The following is a 17,513-nucleotide window of genomic DNA, read 5'->3' as shown; positions in this document are numbered from 1 at the left end:
TAATTCTATTTAAATAAAGATAGTGGCACCTGGGTAATACTTAAGTGCTTCGATTAAATAATACGTGAAATAAAAGATAGGGCGGAAAGTTTATAATTGAATAAGTATTCAAACCATGAAACGATAGCCAATCCCCGTTTCCGTTAATAAATGCTGTGGTCGCGCGGGATCTATTTCAAGTTTCTGGCGAAGGTGCCCCATATAAATGCGCAAATAGTGACTATGCTCCACCGCGTTCGGCCCCCAAACCTGGCTTAACAGTTGGCGTTGGGTCAACACTTTGCCCACGTTATTGAGTAGCACCGCGAGCAAACGGAACTCAATCGGCGTGAGATGGATTTCTTCGCTGCCGCGAACGATACGACGCGCGGCGAGGTCAACGGTAATATCCGAAAAGGTCACGACCGGTTCATTGGGCTGTGCGCTGGCATGACGACGCAGTGCTACCCGCAGGCGTGCCTGCAATTCGCCAATGCCAAAGGGTTTACTCAGATAGTCATCGGCACCGGCATCCAGTGCGGCAATTTTATCGCGTTCATCGCTGCGCGCCGACAGCACAATAATCGGCACCGGGCTCCATTGCCGAATATCGCGAATAAAATCGAGCCCATCGCCGTCGGGCAAGCCAAGGTCGAGGATAACCAGGTCTGGTTTACGCGTTGCCGCCTCCAGCAAGCCACGCTGTAAGGTCGCAGCGTCATAAACGCGCAGGTCTTCGGCTTCCAGCGCAGTGCGCAGAAAACGGCGAATGGCGTGTTCATCTTCAACGATCAGAACGCTGGTCACAGTTCCTCCGGTACCTCTTCAAGTTCGGGCGGTGTTTCTCGTGGAAGTGTAACACGAAAACAGGCGCCGCCTTCCGGGCGGTTGTGGGCGGAAAGGGTACCGCCGTGAATATCGACAATCGCCTGACAAATGGCCAACCCAAGCCCAACGCCGGGGATGGCCGACTCTTTATGACCCCGGGCGAACTTCGCGAAAATCTGCTGCTCCTGACCGCCTGGGATCCCCGGGCCGGTATCCCAGACATCAAGGAGCAGATTATCGCCCTCGGTGGCGGCGCTAATGCCGATTTCCGCCTCGTGACCGGCGTACTTGACCGCATTTTCCAGCAGATTAATCAGTACCCGTTCAAACAGCGGGCCATCAAGATGCACCAACATTAATGGGTCGGGCAGTGAGAGGCTGATTTTGCGCCCGCCAAGTCCCGGCTCCAGCATCCGCAGCGCGCTGCCGACGACCTCTTCGAGCGTCAGCCACTCTTTATTAAGGTTAAATCCACCCGACTGAATGCGGGCCATATCCAGCAGATTATTAACCAGCCGGGTGGTGTTCAGCACATGCTGGCGAATTTCATTGGCCTGTGGCGCATAGGGAGAACCGCTGCTGGCGAGATCGAGGGTCAGAATTTCAGCCTGCCCGAACAGCACGGTCAGCGGGGTGCGCAGGTCATGGGAGAGGGCGGCCAGCAGCGAGTTGCGTAGACTCTCGCGCTCGCTGATAAGCCGTGACTGCTCTTCGCTGGCGGTGAGCGCCAGACGTTCCAGCGCGCTGGCCACCAGCAGGGTAAAGGTTTCCAGCAGCCGCTGTTGCTCTGGGATCATTAACTGACGCAGATTATTCGGCTCAACCACGATAAGCCCGTGAGTGTGGTTGGCGCTGCGCAACGGTAAGATTTGATAGGGAACACCGGGCAAGGTATCGGTCCCGGCTCCGGCGGGGAGCCCTTTGTCAAAACTCCAGTGGGCGATAGCCTCATCCCACGGCGTCATCCCTTCCTGATGGGTGAGCGCTGTCAGTTTACCGTGTTCATCCGGTAACAAGACCTGGCTGCGAGCCTGGAACGTCGAGCGGATGTACTGCTCGCAGGTGCGAGCAATATCGAGCGCGTTACGGCCTACCGCCAGCGTTTTTGACATTTCGTACAGATGACGGGTTCGTTGTTCGCGATAACGCGCGACTCGCGCCTGATAACGCACCCCGGCGGTTAGATTACCGATGACCAGCCCGATGGTGAGCATGACGCCAAACGTCAGCAGATACTGCACATCCGAAACCGCCAGCGTGCCGCGTGGTGCAATGAAAAAGAGGTCAAAACTGACCACGTTAATTACCGTCGCCAGCACCGACGGCCAACGACCATAGAACAGGGCCACGATAACCACGCCCAATAAATAGAGCATCACCAGGTTCGCGGCCTCAAAGGCCACCAGCCATTGGTTGGCGACAAGCGTGATCGCCGCGCACAGCCCCACCGCCACCAGACAGCCGCGGATCTGTACTCGCCATTTATCAATAAACGGTCGCTTGTCGTGCGGGCGCTCAGGCAGCGATAACGGTGTTTCATCCACCCCAACGACCAACAAATCCAACTCCGGCGCGTGGCGGGAGAGCCGTTCACTAAAACGTTCGCCGCGCCACCATTGGCGGTTTTTCTGCCGACCAATAACGATTTTGCCGAGGTTGTGTTCGCGCGCGTAGCGGATAAGCGCGGCTTCCTCTGACGGCTCCGAAAGCGTTGCGGTTTCCGCCCCCAGCTCTTGCGCCAGTCGTAGAGCGTTGAGGATTGCCCGCCGCTGCGGTTCTGGCAGGCGGTGGAGCGTCGGTGTTTCGACATACACCGCGTGCCAGGCGCTGCCCAGCCGCGAGGCCAGACGGGCGGCGGTACGCACCAGTTTTTCGCTGCCGGTATGATGGCCGATACACAGTAAGATAGCATCGTGGGTATGCCAGACTTTTTCCTGGCCCTGCGTATCGCGCCAGGCGCGCATCTGATCGTCAACACGTTCGGCAGTGCGGCGCAGCGCCAGTTCACGCAGGGCAATCAGATTGCCTTTGCGGAAGAAATTTTCGATCGCTCGCTCGGCTTGCCCCGCCAGATAGACTTTGCCTTCATTCAGACGCTGGCGCAGATCGTCCGGGGGAAGGTCAACCAGCACCACTTCATCAGCCGCATCAAAAAAGGGATCGGGGACAGTTTCGCGCACCTGAATTCCGGTGACGCCGCTGACCACGTCGTTCAGGCTTTCCAGATGCTGGACGTTAACGGTAGTAAAGACATCGATGCCCGCCTCAAGCAGTTCATCAATATCCTGCCAGCGTTTGGGGTGACGGGAGCCGGGCGCATTGCTGTGCGCCAGCTCATCCATCAACACCAGCGCTGGGCGACGGGCGAGGGCGGCGTCGAGATCAAACTCCACCACGTAGCGCCCACGATAGGCGGTGCGCTTAGGCGGCAGCGTACTGAGTCCCTTGAGCATGGCCGCCGTTTCTTTGCGCCCGTGAGTTTCCACTACGCCCGCGAGGACATCTAACCCTTGCTGGCGTAGACGCTGCGCCTCGGCCAGCATCGCCCAGGTTTTTCCCACCCCAGCGCAGGCACCGAAGAAAATCTTCAATTTCCCCCGGTGCGTGTCGGCGGTGTGTTCCAGCAGGCGATCCGGATTGGGACGCAGAGGCTCGTCGGTCATCATCAATTATCCTTGTGGGCATCCAGCGCCATATTCAGCTCAGTAATATTTACCACAGGTTGACCGAGAAAGCCGAGTAACGGCGTCGAGGTGGCAATCTCAATCTGCTGCGTCAGCCATTGCACAGAAACCTGACGCGCTTTGGCGATGCGCGGAACCTGCCACAATGCGGCGGCAGGCGTCAGGTTTGGATCCAGTCCACTGGCGGAGGCGGTGACCAGTTCAACCGGCACGGCAAGGCTGGCGTCGGGGTTAGCGGCGCGCAGTACCGCGATGCGGTCGGTGAACTGTTTATCCAGCGCCGGGTTACTGGCTGCGAGATTGCTACCGCCGGAAGCCATTGGATTATCGGCCATATCTGCGGTCGCGGAAGGACGGCCCTGGAAATAACCCGGATCGCTAAAGTTCTGACCGATCAACTGCGATCCCCGCAGTTCATGGTTTTCAAAGATAAGCGAGCCGTTGGCCTGGGTATGAAACAGCCATTGCCCCAGTGCGGTGGTGAGCAGCGGATAAAGCCCGCCGGTCACCACTGCCAGAAACAGAAAAATCACCATAGCAGGACGTAATGCAGACATCATTTTTTCCTCACACCCAACCCAGCAGGGTTAACAGCACATCAATGATTTTAATACCGATAAACGGCACCAACAGGCCACCTGCACCATAAATCCACAGGTTGCGACGTAGCATCGCTGACGCCGACAGCGGGCGATAGCTCACGCCCTTGAGCGCCAGCGGCAGCAGGAAGACAATAATCAGCGCGTTAAAAATGACGGCGCTCAAAATGGCCGAGTCCGGTGAATGCAGATGCATGATATTCAGCACGCCCAACTGCGGCCAACTGGCGGCAAATGCCGCCGGAATAATGGCGAAATACTTCGCCACATCGTTGGCGATGCTAAAGGTGGTGAGCGAGCCACGGGTCATCAGCATCTGTTTACCGATGTGTACCACTTCAATCAGCTTGGTCGGGTTGGAGTCGAGGTCGACCATGTTGCCGGCTTCTTTCGCCGCCTGGGTGCCGGAGTTCATCGCTACCGCGACGTCGGCCTGCGCCAGCGCTGGGGCATCATTGGTGCCGTCACCGGTCATTGCCACCATCCGGCCTTCCGATTGGTACTGACGAATCAGCGCCAGTTTGGCCTCCGGCGTGGCTTCGGCAAGGAAATCATCGACGCCCGCTTCGGCAGCAATGGCGGCGGCAGTTAAGCGGTTATCGCCGGTGATCATCACCGTCTTAATGCCCATTTTACGTAGCTGGGCAAAGCGTTCTTTAATGCCACCTTTGACGATATCTTTGAGCGAAATGACCCCGAGCACCCGTGCGCCTTCCGCCACGACCAATGGCGTTGCACCGAGGCTGGCAACGCTTTCTACCTTTTGCTCAACGTCTGGCGGGAAGCTTCCGCCGTTGCTTTCAATATGACGGCGAATGGCATCGACGGAGCCTTTACGGATCATGCGGTTGTCGATATTAATCCCACTCATGCGGCTTTGGGCGGTAAACGGCACGAACGTCGCATGCAGCGCCTGCACATCGCGTTCGCGCAGATTAAAGCGCTGTTTTGCCAGTACCACGATACTGCGGCCTTCTGGCGTTTCATCCGCCAGCGATGAAAGCTGTGCGGCATCGGCCAGCGTTTTCTCATCCACCCCCTGTGCTGGTAGAAACTGCGACGCCTGACGGTTGCCGAGCGTGATGGTGCCGGTTTTGTCCAGTAGCAGCACATCCACATCGCCCGCGGCTTCCACCGCGCGACCGCTGGTGGCAATGACATTTGCTCCCAGCATACGGCTCATGCCCGCCACACCGATGGCCGACAGCAGGCCGCCGATGGTGGTTGGGATAAGACATACCAGAAGAGCGACCAGTACGGTGACGCTAATTGGCGTGCCGCTCCAGGCGGAAAATGGCCACAGCGTGGCGGTCGCCAGCAAAAAGACAATGGTCAGCGCCACCAGCAGAATCGTCAGGGCGATTTCGTTCGGCGTTTTGCGGCGCTGTGCGCCTTCAACCATGGCGATCATCCGGTCGAGGAAGGTTTCGCCGGGGTTGACGCTACAGCGCACCACCAGCCAGTCGGAAAGAATGCGCGTCCCGCCGGTCACCGAGGCAAAGTCGCCGCCAGACTCGCGGATCACCGGCGCAGACTCCCCGGTAATGGCGCTCTCATCGACCGACGCACCGCCTTCAATCACTTCGCCGTCGCAAGGGATGATGTCGCCAGCTTCCACCAGCACCACATCGCCTTTACGCAGCTCATCAGCCGGAACATGATCCATTTGCGCGCCGTAACGGGCTTCGCGCAGCTTGCGGGCAAATGCTGTCTTCTTGACCCCTCTTAGACTGTTAGCCTGTGCTTTGCTACGACCTTCGGCCATGGCTTCGGCAAAGTTGGCAAACAGCACGGTAAACCACAGCCACAGGGCAATCGCGCCACTAAACCACGTGTTACCGGACAGCAGACCCATCGCCATGGCAGCGGTCAGGCCGCTGGTCAGTACGCTACCCAGCCAGACGATAAACATCACCGGATTGCGCCACTGGAGGGCAGGATTGAGTTTCTTTACGGCGTCGATAATCGCCTGGCGAACCAGCGAAGGTTCGAACAGGGCCAGTTGTTTGCGACTCATAACCAATAGCTCCGCATCACTCAAAACAGGGAAAGATGTTCCGCCACTGGACCAATCGCCAGGGCGGGAATAAAGGTCAGCGCACCGACCAGCAGCACGGTGCCAATCAGCAGACCGATAAATAGCGCGTCGTGAGTCGCCAACGTTCCCGGCGTAGCGGGCTGGATCTTCTTGGTCACCAGTGAACCGGCAATCGCCAGCACCGGAATGATGACGCCAAAGCGACCGACGAACATGCACACGGCGAGGAGAACGTTCCAGAACGGGGTATTGGCGCTAAGCCCAGCAAAAGCGCTGCCGTTGTTGTTGGCCGCCGATGACACGGCGTACAGCACTTCGCTAAACCCGTGCGAGCCGGGGTTCGCCATCGCGCCGCGTCCGGCATCGGTCATCATCGCCAGCGCTGTACCGAGCAGCACCAGCGTTGGCGTCACCAGAATCGCCAGTGCGGTCATTTTCATTTCGGGAACATCGATTTTCTTGCCGAGATATTCCGGGGTGCGACCAATCATCAGACCGGCGATAAACACCGCCAGCAGGACGAACAGCAGCATGCCGTACAGGCCAGAGCCGACGCCACCGAACACCACTTCACCAATCTGCATCAACCACATCGGGATCATGCCGCCCAGCGCGGTAAAGGAGTCATGCATGGCGTTGACGGCCCCGCAGGATGCCGCAGTAGTGACGACGGCGTACAGGCTACTGGCAAGGATGCCAAAGCGACTCTCTTTGCCTTCCATATTGATGCTACTGCCAGCGCCAAGCTGTAACAGATGCGGGTTGCCTTTGGTTTCGGCCCACATCACTACCGCCACGCAGACCACGAAAATCAGCGTCATCGCCCACAGGATGGCGCGGCCCTGGCGGTTGTCGGCCACCGCTTCACCAAATGCGAAACACAGGGCAGCAGGGATTAAGAAGATCGCCAGCATTTGTACGAAGCTTGTCAGCGCGGTCGGGTTTTCAAACGGGTGTGACGAGTTGGCATTAAAGAAACCGCCGCCGTTAGTGCCGAGCATTTTGATGGCTTCCTGCGATGCCACCGGCCCCATTGGCAGCACCTGATGCACGCCTTCAAGTGTGGTAAACGGCTGGTAAGGCAGGAAGTTTTGCAGCACGCCTTGTTGAATAAAGAACATCGCTAGCAGCAGAGAAATCGGCAACAGCAGCCACAGTGTAATGCGGGTGATATCGACCCAGGCATTACCCAGTGTGTTAACACTCTGGCGGGCAAAGGCACGCACCAGGGCAAACAGCACAGCAATACCGGTAGCCGCAGAGAGGAAGTTTTGCACCGTCAGCCCGGCCATCTGGCTGAGATAACTCAGTGTGGTTTCCCCGCTGTAGGATTGCCAGTTGGTGTTGCTGACAAAGCTGACGGCAGTATTGAGCGCCAGATGCCATGATAATCCCGGTAATTGCTGCGGGTTCAGCGGCAGGTAGCCCTGCAACATCAGCAGGGCGAATAGCGCCACCAGCCCGCAAAGATTGAGCAGTAAAATGGCGATAACGTAACGCCCCCAGCTCATCTCTTGCCCGGAAATCCCCAACACGCGCCACAGCCCATTTTCACAGCGGGCCAGACCCGGCAGCGGCGTATTGGCGATCATCCCCGCCAATACTTTTCCGAGCGGGCGGGCGAGCACAAACAGCACCAGCAGGAAGCTGGTGACCAGTAAAAATCCTTGAGCAGCCATCACAGCGCCTCCGCCTTCAAAAGGGCATAAACCAGATACGCCAGTAACAGGAACACCAGCACCACGCCGGCTATTACGCCTGTAGTCACAATCCACCTCCGGACGGTTGAGTTATGGCGCTAAGCGTAGGATTTCAGGTGCAAAGATTTTGCAAAAATAGAATGGCGGGGTGTAAAAAAAGTATAAAAATGGCCAAAGGCACATTTTAACTAATGGTTAGTATTAATTTAACAATCGCGTAACTCAATTACGCGCTGAATGTAAATAAAGGCCAAACGAGCATAAAAAAGTGGTCGGATGAGTAGTAAAATTACACAAAAGGCGGTACTCTTTTAGCCAGATTACTCAAGTTTATTTTCCGGCGCTGATTGCCGGCCAACTTAGGGGAGAGAATATGGAACTGTATAAAAAATATCCTGCACACATTGTATTGCTGCGCCGTACTTTCGCCGTGGTGGCGGGGATTGTCGCGCTGCCGGTGATGTTGTTCTGGAAAGACCGCGCCCGTTTTTACAGCTATCTGCACCGCGTCTGGTCTAAAACCAGCGATAAGCCGGTATGGATGGCGCAGGCTGAAGAGGCCGCCTGCGACTTCTATTAATATTGATGTTGTAAATAAATGATCAAAACCGCTCCGCTGAAACGGGGCGGTTTTTTTTCGTCTGCAACAGCGTGTAAATGATGAGTTTGATGATTAACGCGAAAATCAAGGCTGCCGCTTAGTACGCAAAGCGTTTGCCCGGCAAGATGCTCATTCGCACTCGCGGGTATCGTCAGTTGACCCATAGGCGGAATTTCAACTATCGCTGTCGACTATCTGATTTTTTGCTGTTTTATCCATTCTTATCCTCACTTTTTCCCGCCTGATTATGCCATTACGTAAATCAGGCGGGAATTGATGAAATTGTGAGGCTAGCGGCTTTGGCGCAAACTCACTTTGATGCGTTTTGATAGAGATCCCAGCGGTTACCGAAGATATCCTCAAACACAACCACCGTACCGTACTCTTCCTGACGAGGTTCTTCGCAGAAATGAACGCCTTTGGCTTTCATCGCGTTGTAATCGCGCCAGAAATCATCCGTCTGTAGAAACAGGAATACCCTGCCACCACATTGGTTACCGATAAAGCCTTCTTGCATCTCGTTTGACGCTCGGGCCAGAAGAATATTGCAATCACTTCCCGCGCTCGGGGTGACCACCACCCAGCGCTTCCCCGGTTGTGGCGTGTCTTCAACAAGGGTAAAACCTAGCTTGTCGGTGTAATACTCAATGGCGCGATCGTAATCATCAACCACAACGGCTACATAGCCCAGGCATCGCTTCTGCGTTCTCATTTTCTGCTCACTTCGGTTTCAGACATAACGGGGTGGATAAATACTTTTTATCACAGATGTCCGCTTCACGCTCATCGTAGACTTTCATACTTGTCCGCTTTTTGCGGGAGCGGACGTTGATGTGAGTATCTTCAGGCAGAGACGCATCTGAAATAGCTATTCCTTGATAACAAGAGCTTTGATTTTTTATTTTTCATATCCATATAAATTAATTCTACCCGATAAATATTCACCTAAATATACTTCACTGATTTTATTGAAGCCTTGTTTTGTGACTTCGCTTTCTAACCACTCATTGTTTTTGTTAAGAATTTCGAGAAGGTCATGATTGGCTAAGCCATCCACAATAATGGGATAGCGGATATTTTCATCTCCACTTTGTATAATGGTTAATTGTCCATTCTGTTCGAGTACTACGCGTTTTAGCTGTTCTATTTCATAAATACCATTTGATCTTAATTTGAACATTAAATCATTTGCAGAAACACCATTGCGTAAGCACTCTTTAACATTAACGCAGCCGTTATGTACCAGTGTAATAGGTTTCCCGTCTATAATTCTTTTAACTAATCGATTATTTTCTTTCAAAAATTTAAGAACAAAGACCAAAAAAGTCCAGATAATTAAAACCAGAACAAATTGTAGGACTGTGATCGACTCATTATAAATTACGCCACCTATAATTCCGCCCAGCACATAGTTTTGAACCTGATCCATCGCAGATGAAGGGGCCAGGTTGCCTTTCCCCATGAGATTTATTTGAACAATTAAACACAGTATTCCCAGACCCAACTTAATAATTATAGGCATATAAATAAGCATTTCTGATCCTTAGTTTTTCATGATTTCTATTTCTGGGTTTACTAACGAAACCTCTACTAGGTTGTATGTTTTTTGATCTGGACTTAAGTTAACACGATAGTAACGATTATTGATTTTAACGATAATACCATCAGCTAGTTGTACCGAGCTGGAGAATATAGAATTCACATCCACTTTTTGTTTTTGTGATAACAATCTAACAAAATTAACCATTTGTGATGACTGTGAGTGTATATTTTGACTGTCGGTATAATCAGCATATTGAACACCCGAAATAAAGAGTAAAAATAAAAAGGCTATAATCGTTAAATCACGATATTTCGTTTGCAAGCGATGACGCATATACAAACTAAAGACAACGATCAGGATAAATAAAGTACTAAACACAATGGCGTATTTTAAATAATCATTGATGTTAGACTGCATTTGTAGATAGTCGATGCTATAAAATTTCATATCTGTGTAATCCCTAAATCCCCAAGACGGCATTATTATAATAACACATTGCCATTTTTCGTTCAGATGTTACCAATCAATTAAAAATTATCAGTTTCCAGCTGAGATTTGTCATTAATTTTTTAGCATCCAGGTTGGATTAACTATCTGCGGATGGAAGATATTTTGGTCAAAAAACGTTCAAACTTATCCAAAGCAGATTAACCATTGTTTCAGGCACACAGCTGAAAATTCTCTAAAAGTTAATGGTTGGTTTTACCAAGATGCTCACAGTTCTGCTTGATATATAAGCAGTTAAATCGTTGCCTACCCTTTTTACTAGTTAAAAAGACTTCTGTTTCCGGTGCGTAGCGAACTGATTAACTGGCTGTTGGATCTGCTTTGAGCGATACGTAGATGACCGCAGAATTGGCGCCCGTGTTTGATAGAATCCAGTCAGTCTGAATCTTAACAAACCTGCCTCCTGAAGAATCTCAGAGACATTGCTTTCAGAACGCTATAACTGCCCTAAATGTCTAGGGCAAATTCACGGTCAACTTTCGGCTAACCATATGCGCTCGCACATCAACAAAATATGGCCGAACACAATGGTGACATGATTAAAATAGGGTTTTACCAACTGTTAAACTAAAGATATGTCCTGATGTTCAGCGATTGAATGGCGGAGATAGCGGGTCGGTGTTGTGCCCATATATTGACGAAAGAAAACAATGAAGGCACTGTCACTGGCAAAATCAAGCTGCTGTGCAACCTGACTTAGCGACCAGCCGTCACACAGCATTTCCATCGCTTTCAGCAGCCTCCACTGTTGCCTCCAGCTCTGATAACTCATTCCCGTATCTTGGATAAATATACGGCTTATTGTGCGTTCACATGCACCGACCTTTTGGGCTAACTGCCCCAGGCGTGGAGGTAATTCGCCCCCTCGCACTTTGTCCAGCCAGGCACTCAGGCGAATATCTGAGGGAAATCGCAGCGTCCAGTTTTCGCTTTGGGCATTTTTAATTTCTTCACAAAACACAGTAATGAGACTGCTTTGTTGCTCTTCAGGCATTCCCCATTGCCAGAATGCCATCCGTTCGATCACCTCAAAGAACAAGGGATTAACCTCAACGATCCGCAAGGGCAACGCTGATAACGGTGAAGCGCTTGAAAAGTAAAGAGAACGATAGGCCATTGAGCCACTCATAATGGCGCGATGAACCGTGCCGGCCGGTATCCAGGCAGCCCGCCGGGGCGGAAGCAGGCAAAGGGTATTATCCAGCTCAATCGTGATGCTTCCCGCTGCCGAAAAAAGCAACTGATGTCGAAGGTGGCTGTGCATCCCTGAGTCATGTATCCCCATATCGGATGCAATTCCGATAACCCTCTCATCGAACGTGTCCGGATCGAAAGAATCTTCAGGGTTAATCTTCATCGCGTGTCCAATTTTAAATATAAATAGTCCTTATCATGGTAATTCGACATAGCAACTTCCGCAATAATAGCCGCATATTCTGTTTATCTAAGGATTGTTGTTATGAATATCAATAAACAAGCACCGTTGTGGCTACTGACATTACTGATTATGTTTCCACAGCTGGTGGAAACCATATACAGCCCAGCTTTGCCAGACATTGCCCGTGCTTTTCAGGTAAGTAGTGAACGTGCCGCCCAGACTCTTTCAGTCTATTTTGTCGCATTTGCCGTCGGCGTTGCGCTCTGGGGCTGGTTATGTGACCGCGTTGGTCGGCGACCTGCGCTGATGGCCGGGCTTCTGTGCTACGAGACCGGTTCCGCACTGGCACTTGTAGCTACAAACTTTAGCTTTTTGCTCCTGGCTCGCATGGTGGCAGCCGTAGGCGCAGCTGCAGGGTCCGTTGTCGTTCAGACGATACTGCGGGATAGTTACGAATTGACGGCATTAGCCCGCGTCTTCTCCGTGATGGGGGCAATGTTGGCAATCAGTCCCGTTTTCGGTCTGATGAGTGGAGGCTGGTTGGTTAGCCTGTACGGACATACCGGCGTGTTTGTTGCACTGGTCACGTTAGCACTGGCGCTGCTCACACTGACCGCATTCTTACTGCCTGAAACGCGTTCGGAAAATACTTCCGGCTCCCGATTTGGTGGGCTTGTTTGCCAGATGGCGGGGGATGGAAGGCTTTGGAAAAATGCAATGCTTGTTGCACTGCTGAATACAATGCTTTTCAGTTATTACAGCCTTGCACCGTTTCTTTTCGGGCAATTGGGCTGGAGTTCCAACGCTTTCGGATGGACGGGGATTTTACTGGCTTTTGCTTCTCTATCGGGAAGTCTCTGGAACCGGAAACTGCTGTCTATCGGATTGTCACCTGAACAACTGGTGAAAAATGCCTGCGTGCTGGCCCTGTTGTCGGGTGTGGCAGCATGGGCCTTACAGCAATCTGTATGGATCCTTGTGCCGGTGGCCGGGGTTGTGATTGCCTATGGCATTGCGATTCCAAACGTGCTGAGCCAGGCCCTAAGCCAATATCGTGAACAGGCAGGAGCAGCCGGAGCGTTGTTTGGACTAGTCTACTATTTATTGCTGGGAATGATGCTGGGGCTTGTCGGTATCGTGCAGCAACTGGGATTGGTTCTGACCGCTTGTGCAGTAATAACCTGCCTTTGCAGCCTGTCACGGCGCTAAGCCTGCTGGCTTTAATTTTTACCCGGGAACCTATTGTAATATGGGTTCCCGGTGCAATATTAAATGGTTTATGCCTACTGCAGCAAGATTAGCTGTGAGCTGTTCTCTGCAATTATTGCTTTGTAGAGCTAGTAATGTCAGCACCTGGCACATACCAGACCGTGGTCAAATAGCGATTTTCACCCACGCCGACCATCAACATCCCGTTGAGGGTCGAAAACCCAGCGGGCGCGATCTCATCGCGTTTACACCGGTAACGTCCCCCATAGCCCGGCAACAGAACGCCATTTTTGTATGCATCCGATAATACAAAGGGAGAGCCCTGATCTACTAGGCCACAAATCGGTGTTGCCATGGAATTGGTGTACTATTGAATTCATTAACCAAATGTATTCAGGAAATTTATGTCCACCCATCTGGTCTGGTTCCGCGCTGATTTACGCCTGCATGACAATCTTGCCCTTGCCGCCGCCTGTCGCGATGTCAATGCCCAGGTACTGGCGCTCTTTATCGCTACCCCGCAACAGTGGGCAGCGCATACAATGGCCCCGCGTCAGGCGGCCTATATTGCTGCGCAACTGAATGCATTACGACAGGCGCTGGCGGAGAAAAATATCCCGCTTATTTTTGAAGAAGCGGATGATTTCACCGCCAGCGTGGAGACGGTAAAAAGGGTCTGCCTGCAATACGAAGTGACGGATCTCTTCTATAACTATCAATACGAATTCAACGAACGCCAACGTGATGTGGCGGTTGAGCGATCTCTAAAAGACACCGTGTGTCAGGGCTTTGATGACAGCGTGATCCTACCGCCGGGGTCGGTGATGACCGGTAACTACGAGATGTACAAAGTGTTTACGCCGTATAAAAATGCCTGGCTGCGTCGCTTGCGCGAGCACATGCCGGAATGCGTTCGCGCGCCTGCAGCACGCAACGCTCAAGCGGTAAGCGACGTATCAACCATCACGCTAAACTACCCCCATCAGCCGTTTGATCCTGCGCTATTTCCCGCGGATGAAAATGCGGCTATTCAGCAACTTCGTCAATTTTGCCAGCAGTCGGCAGCGGAATATGAAGCTCAGCGAGATTTTCCCGCTATCGAAGGAACCAGTCGATTGTCCGCTTGTCTGGCGGTGGGTGTCCTTTCGCCACGCCAGTGCCTGCACCGCTTGCTGGCGGAGCAGCCTACAGCGCTCGACGGTGGCGCGGGTAGCGTCTGGCTCAATGAGCTTATCTGGCGCGAGTTTTATCGCCATCTGATGACGTATTATCCACGGCTGTGCAAGCATCGTCCGTTTATTGACTGGACGGATAATGTGCGCTGGCAAGATGTGCCGGATGCGCTGACGGCCTGGAAAGAGGGGAAAACCGGCTACCCGATAGTCGATGCAGCTATGCGTCAGCTAAACGAAACCGGCTGGATGCATAATCGGCTGCGGATGATCGTGGCCAGCTTCCTGGTGAAAGACCTGCTGGTCGATTGGCGTGAAGGGGAGCGTTATTTTATGTCGCAGCTGGTGGATGGTTGCCTGGCGGCGAATAACGGTGGCTGGCAGTGGGCGGCGTCCACCGGTACCGATGCGGCACCGTATTTTCGTATCTTCAACCCGACCACGCAGGGTGAACGCTTTGATAAAAGCGGGGCGTTTATTCAGTATTGGTTGCCAGAGCTAGAAAAAGTACCGGAAAAATTTATTCATCAACCGTGGGCGTGGGCCGATAAGCAAGGGATCGAACTGACCTATCCGCGGCCGATCGTCGATCATGCGCAGGCAAGGGTGGCGACGCTTGCCGCCTATGAAACAGCAAAAAAACAGGGTGTTTGAAAAGGATCTGGAGCATTCCCGGCGGCGCTGCGCTTTGCCGGGCTACACTCGAAACGTAGCCCGGCAAAGCGCAGCGCCGCCGGGACGGGCACAGACCGCTTAAACTTCTGCCGCCAGGCGACGGCTGCGGATTTTGAACGAATGATACAGCCAGATAGCCAGCACCGCGCCGACGCAGGCGACCGAACCCCAGGTTATTTGGCTAAACACATCAATATAGGCGTTGATTGAGTAATCAACCGCGCCCGCTGCATCGAACGAGGCCTGTGAGGTTTGATCGGCAATCAGTCCCGCCACGTAGTTCGCCACCGCGCCCGAGAGCAGCATATAGATACCGGTCAGCACCCCGGTCACGCCCGGGATCTGAATACGGGTAATTTGTGACATGGCAACCGGGTCGATAAACAGCTCAGCAAAGCCCATCACCGACAGCCCCAGCAGCATCAGCGGCATCGACGAGTGACCGTAGGTCGCAGACCAGCGCGCACTCAGCGTCAGGATACAGAAGCCCGCACTCATCAATCCCAGACCCAACGCATATTTACCCCACACGCGTAGGTCACGGTTGCGGGTCACTTGCTCTTTAATCAGCCACGCCAGCACCACGCCGCACAGCATAACGGCAAAGGCGTTGACCGACTGGAACATGGCGGTAGGCACTTCATAGCCTAGTACATTACGGTTAACGAAACGGTCGATGTACAGGCTGATTGAACTCCCGCCCTGCTGCGCGAATGCCCAGAACAGCAGACTAAAGAAAGTCAGCACCATAATCAGACGCAAGTCTTTGCGCTGGTCGCTTGTCTGGGCACGGCGATAAATTCTTGCCAGTACCACCAGGCCAATAATCGACGCCACAATCAGGGCATACACTGACCATTCTTGCCAGAACAGCACGGTCATAAACAGCGGCGCGACAACCAGCAGCACCAGCAGCCAGCCCCAGTTAGGTAGCAGGAATTTTTTCGCGCACAGGACTTCTTTATTCACGCCACGGGTGTGGGCAAAGTGGCGACGACCGCTGATGAAAATCACCAGACCGGCCAGCATCCCCACGGCTGCCAGGGTAAAGCCCATCGCCCAGCTATACTGTTCCTGGGCGAAACCACAGGCAATTGGGGCAATGATGGAACCCACGTTACCCGCCGCGTACATCAATGAGAAGCCGCCGTCGCGACGCGGGTCCGTCGGTTCGTACAGTTCACCCAACAGGCAGCTAACGTTTGATTTAAACAGCCCATAACCGCAAACAATAATCGCCAGCGACAGGTAAAGGAACATTGGGGCCACTTCACTGGCGCCGAGCACCATATGGCCGACGACCATAAGCAACGCGCCAATCATTACCGCCACGCGGTTACCGAGGACTTTATCCGCCAGGTAGCCGCCAAGAATAGGCGTTACATACACCAGAGAACAGTAGGCGCTGAACAGCTCGTAAGCGTGGGTATCGTTATATTTCAGTTGATTAGTGAGATACAAAATCAGCAGCGCACGCATGCCGTAGAAACTGAAGTATTCCCAAATTTGCAGAGCCACGACGTAGTAAATCGCCTTTGGCTGAGATTGTGATTTATTCATTGCACATCTGACCTCAAACCCCCGCTACGCTATGCTGCGTAAGGTTTTGTTTCGATAATGTAATAATACGACGAAAATCGTATTATCTTTGTAATATGCGGTATGGTTGCATAAATATACATGAAGTGCATCGCATAAAAACAGACAAATCGTGTTATTTAAGCACTTAATGCGCGTAAATACGCGGTGATACCACGCGGGTGACGAATTGCGTATCGACGCAACGGTCAGAGAACGCTATTTTATTCTGTAGTAACGCATCAATGGCAAAGGGAGCGACGATGAAAAATACTGAGCTAGAACAACTGATTAATGAAAAACTCAACAGCGCCGCCTTTAGCGATTACGCGCCTAACGGCCTGCAAGTTGAAGGACGCGACACGGTGCAAAAAATTGTCACTGGCGTCACCGCCAGCCAGGCACTGATTGACGAAGCCGTTCGCCAGCAGGCTGATGCGGTGATCGTGCATCATGGTTACTTCTGGAAAGGCGAATCACCGATTATTCGCGGCATGAAGCGCAATCGTCTGAAGGCGTTGCTGGAAAATGACATCAACCTCTACGGCTGGCATTTACCGCTGGATGCGCATCCTGAACTGGGGAACAACGCTCAGTTAGCGCAACTGCTGGGAATTAATGTTCAGGGGGAGATTGAGGCGCTGGTGCCATGGGGCGAGCTGTCGATGCCGGTTTCTGGCCTTGAGCTGGCATCATGGATTGAAGCGCGTCTGGGGCGTAAACCGCTGTGGAGTGGTGATACCGGGCCGGATAAAGTACAGCGTGTGGCCTGGTGTACCGGTGGCGGTCAGGGCTTTATCGATAGCGCGGCGCGTTTTGGCGTTGATGCCTTTATTACCGGTGAAGTCTCTGAGCAGACCATCCATTCTGCCCGCGAGCAGGGGCTTCATTTTTACGCGGCGGGGCATCATGCCACCGAACGCGGCGGTATTCGTGCATTGAGCGAGTGGCTTAATGAAACCACTGACCTGGATGTCACTTTTATTGATATCCCCAACCCGGCCTGATAACGAGGATATAAA

General features: G+C 52.8%; 15 protein-coding genes and 1 pseudogene. 4 read left to right on the top strand and 12 right to left on the bottom strand.

What is annotated here, in order from left to right:
• Positions 1-108: 108 nt before the first annotated feature.
• From kdpE to kdpF, 6 genes are read right to left on the bottom strand one after another with little or no spacing between them, the layout of a single operon-like run.
• Positions 109-786 (bottom strand): two-component system response regulator KdpE, encoded by a 678-nt coding sequence (gene kdpE / locus U0026_RS15960; RefSeq protein ID WP_062775131.1) that lies wholly within the window; start codon positions 784-786, stop codon positions 109-111.
• Positions 783-3,470 carry a two-component system sensor histidine kinase KdpD gene (gene kdpD, locus U0026_RS15955; protein WP_062775268.1) on the bottom strand — a complete coding sequence of 896 codons (2,688 nt, stop codon included), beginning with the start codon at positions 3,468-3,470 and terminating at the stop codon, positions 783-785. The genes kdpE and kdpD overlap by 4 nt, the downstream gene beginning before the upstream one ends.
• 2 nt (positions 3,471-3,472) lie before the next feature.
• On the bottom strand, positions 3,473-4,048 hold the full coding sequence (gene kdpC, locus U0026_RS15950; RefSeq protein WP_062775129.1) for a potassium-transporting ATPase subunit KdpC: 576 nt from the start codon (positions 4,046-4,048) through the stop codon (positions 3,473-3,475).
• Positions 4,049-4,058: 10 nt separating this feature from the next.
• Positions 4,059-6,107, bottom strand: coding sequence for a potassium-transporting ATPase subunit KdpB (kdpB, locus tag U0026_RS15945; RefSeq protein WP_062775127.1), 2,049 nt, complete (start codon positions 6,105-6,107; stop codon positions 4,059-4,061).
• Positions 6,108-6,127: 20 nt separating this feature from the next.
• Entirely contained in the window at positions 6,128-7,807 is a 1,680-nt protein-coding gene (gene kdpA, locus U0026_RS15940; protein WP_062775126.1) for a potassium-transporting ATPase subunit KdpA, read from the bottom strand.
• Positions 7,807-7,896, bottom strand: a complete 90-nt coding sequence (kdpF, locus tag U0026_RS15935) for a K(+)-transporting ATPase subunit F (protein ID WP_077625464.1) — start codon at positions 7,894-7,896, stop codon at positions 7,807-7,809. Before kdpF ends, kdpA begins: the two co-directional genes overlap by 1 nt.
• 305 nt (positions 7,897-8,201) lie before the next feature.
• Between kdpF and U0026_RS15930 the strand changes: the two genes are divergently transcribed.
• On the top strand, positions 8,202-8,408 hold the full coding sequence (locus tag U0026_RS15930; RefSeq protein WP_062775124.1) for a YbfA family protein: 207 nt from the start codon (positions 8,202-8,204) through the stop codon (positions 8,406-8,408).
• Positions 8,409-8,476: 68 nt separating this feature from the next.
• Here U0026_RS15930 and U0026_RS15925 read toward each other — a convergent pair.
• From U0026_RS15925 to U0026_RS15905, 5 genes and pseudogenes are all read right to left on the bottom strand, one after another.
• Positions 8,477-8,608: pseudogene (locus U0026_RS15925) on the bottom strand (helix-turn-helix domain-containing protein); the annotation flags it as partial.
• A gap of 131 nt (positions 8,609-8,739) precedes the next feature.
• On the bottom strand, positions 8,740-9,141 hold the full coding sequence (locus U0026_RS15920; RefSeq protein WP_062775122.1) for a VOC family protein: 402 nt from the start codon (positions 9,139-9,141) through the stop codon (positions 8,740-8,742).
• A 186-nt stretch (positions 9,142-9,327) separates the two neighbouring features.
• Entirely contained in the window at positions 9,328-9,963 is a 636-nt protein-coding gene (locus U0026_RS15915) for a DUF421 domain-containing protein (protein ID WP_062775120.1), read from the bottom strand.
• A gap of 9 nt (positions 9,964-9,972) precedes the next feature.
• Positions 9,973-10,419, bottom strand: a complete 447-nt coding sequence (locus U0026_RS15910; RefSeq protein WP_062775119.1) for a DUF3290 domain-containing protein — start codon at positions 10,417-10,419, stop codon at positions 9,973-9,975.
• 622 nt (positions 10,420-11,041) lie between these two features.
• On the bottom strand, positions 11,042-11,836 hold the full coding sequence (locus U0026_RS15905; RefSeq protein ID WP_062775117.1) for an AraC family transcriptional regulator: 795 nt from the start codon (positions 11,834-11,836) through the stop codon (positions 11,042-11,044).
• 102 nt (positions 11,837-11,938) lie between these two features.
• Between U0026_RS15905 and U0026_RS15900 the strand changes: the two genes are divergently transcribed.
• Complete coding sequence (locus U0026_RS15900; protein ID WP_062775116.1) at positions 11,939-13,066, top strand: Bcr/CflA family efflux MFS transporter; 1,128 nt, start codon at positions 11,939-11,941, stop codon at positions 13,064-13,066.
• Between the two features lie 404 nt (positions 13,067-13,470).
• Positions 13,471-14,892, top strand: a complete 1,422-nt coding sequence (gene phrB, locus U0026_RS15895) for a deoxyribodipyrimidine photo-lyase (RefSeq protein ID WP_062775114.1) — start codon at positions 13,471-13,473, stop codon at positions 14,890-14,892.
• A gap of 99 nt (positions 14,893-14,991) precedes the next feature.
• Here the strand turns inward: phrB and dtpD are convergent, their stop codons facing one another.
• A complete protein-coding gene (gene dtpD, locus U0026_RS15890; RefSeq protein ID WP_062775112.1) occupies positions 14,992-16,473 on the bottom strand; it encodes a dipeptide permease DtpD in 1,482 nt (493 codons plus the stop codon).
• A 281-nt stretch (positions 16,474-16,754) separates the two neighbouring features.
• Here dtpD and U0026_RS15885 point away from each other — a divergent pair, with 281 nt between their 5' ends.
• The gene (locus U0026_RS15885) at positions 16,755-17,498 is read left to right on the top strand and encodes a type 2 GTP cyclohydrolase I (RefSeq protein ID WP_062775111.1); all 744 of its coding nucleotides are present in this window, start codon (positions 16,755-16,757) and stop codon (positions 17,496-17,498) included.
• The last annotated feature ends 15 nt before the right edge of the window (positions 17,499-17,513 follow it).

Source organism: Kluyvera intermedia (genome assembly GCF_034424175.1).
Taxonomy (GTDB): Bacteria; Pseudomonadota; Gammaproteobacteria; order Enterobacterales; family Enterobacteriaceae; genus Kluyvera; species Kluyvera intermedia.
This window is presented reverse-complemented; position numbering and strand designations above follow the sequence as displayed.

Bases quoted from the DNA above. Each gene is read 5' to 3' on its own strand.
- U0026_RS15915 (WP_062775120.1), bottom strand. From the start codon at position 9,963: ATGCTTATTTATATGCCTATAATTATTAAGTTGGGTCTGGGAATACTG.
- kdpD (WP_062775268.1), bottom strand. From the start codon at position 3,470: ATGACCGACGAGCCTCTGCGTCCCAATCCGGATCGCCTGCTGGAACAC.
- phrB (WP_062775114.1), top strand. From the start codon at position 13,471: ATGTCCACCCATCTGGTCTGGTTCCGCGCTGATTTACGCCTGCATGAC.
- kdpC (WP_062775129.1), bottom strand. From the start codon at position 4,048: ATGTCTGCATTACGTCCTGCTATGGTGATTTTTCTGTTTCTGGCAGTG.
- U0026_RS15920 (WP_062775122.1), bottom strand. From the start codon at position 9,141: ATGAGAACGCAGAAGCGATGCCTGGGCTATGTAGCCGTTGTGGTTGAT.
- U0026_RS15900 (WP_062775116.1), top strand. From the start codon at position 11,939: ATGAATATCAATAAACAAGCACCGTTGTGGCTACTGACATTACTGATT.
- U0026_RS15885 (WP_062775111.1), top strand. From the start codon at position 16,755: ATGAAAAATACTGAGCTAGAACAACTGATTAATGAAAAACTCAACAGC.
- U0026_RS15930 (WP_062775124.1), top strand. From the start codon at position 8,202: ATGGAACTGTATAAAAAATATCCTGCACACATTGTATTGCTGCGCCGT.
- dtpD (WP_062775112.1), bottom strand. From the start codon at position 16,473: ATGAATAAATCACAATCTCAGCCAAAGGCGATTTACTACGTCGTGGCT.
- kdpB (WP_062775127.1), bottom strand. From the start codon at position 6,107: ATGAGTCGCAAACAACTGGCCCTGTTCGAACCTTCGCTGGTTCGCCAG.
- U0026_RS15910 (WP_062775119.1), bottom strand. From the start codon at position 10,419: ATGAAATTTTATAGCATCGACTATCTACAAATGCAGTCTAACATCAAT.
- kdpA (WP_062775126.1), bottom strand. From the start codon at position 7,807: ATGGCTGCTCAAGGATTTTTACTGGTCACCAGCTTCCTGCTGGTGCTG.
- U0026_RS15905 (WP_062775117.1), bottom strand. From the start codon at position 11,836: ATGAAGATTAACCCTGAAGATTCTTTCGATCCGGACACGTTCGATGAG.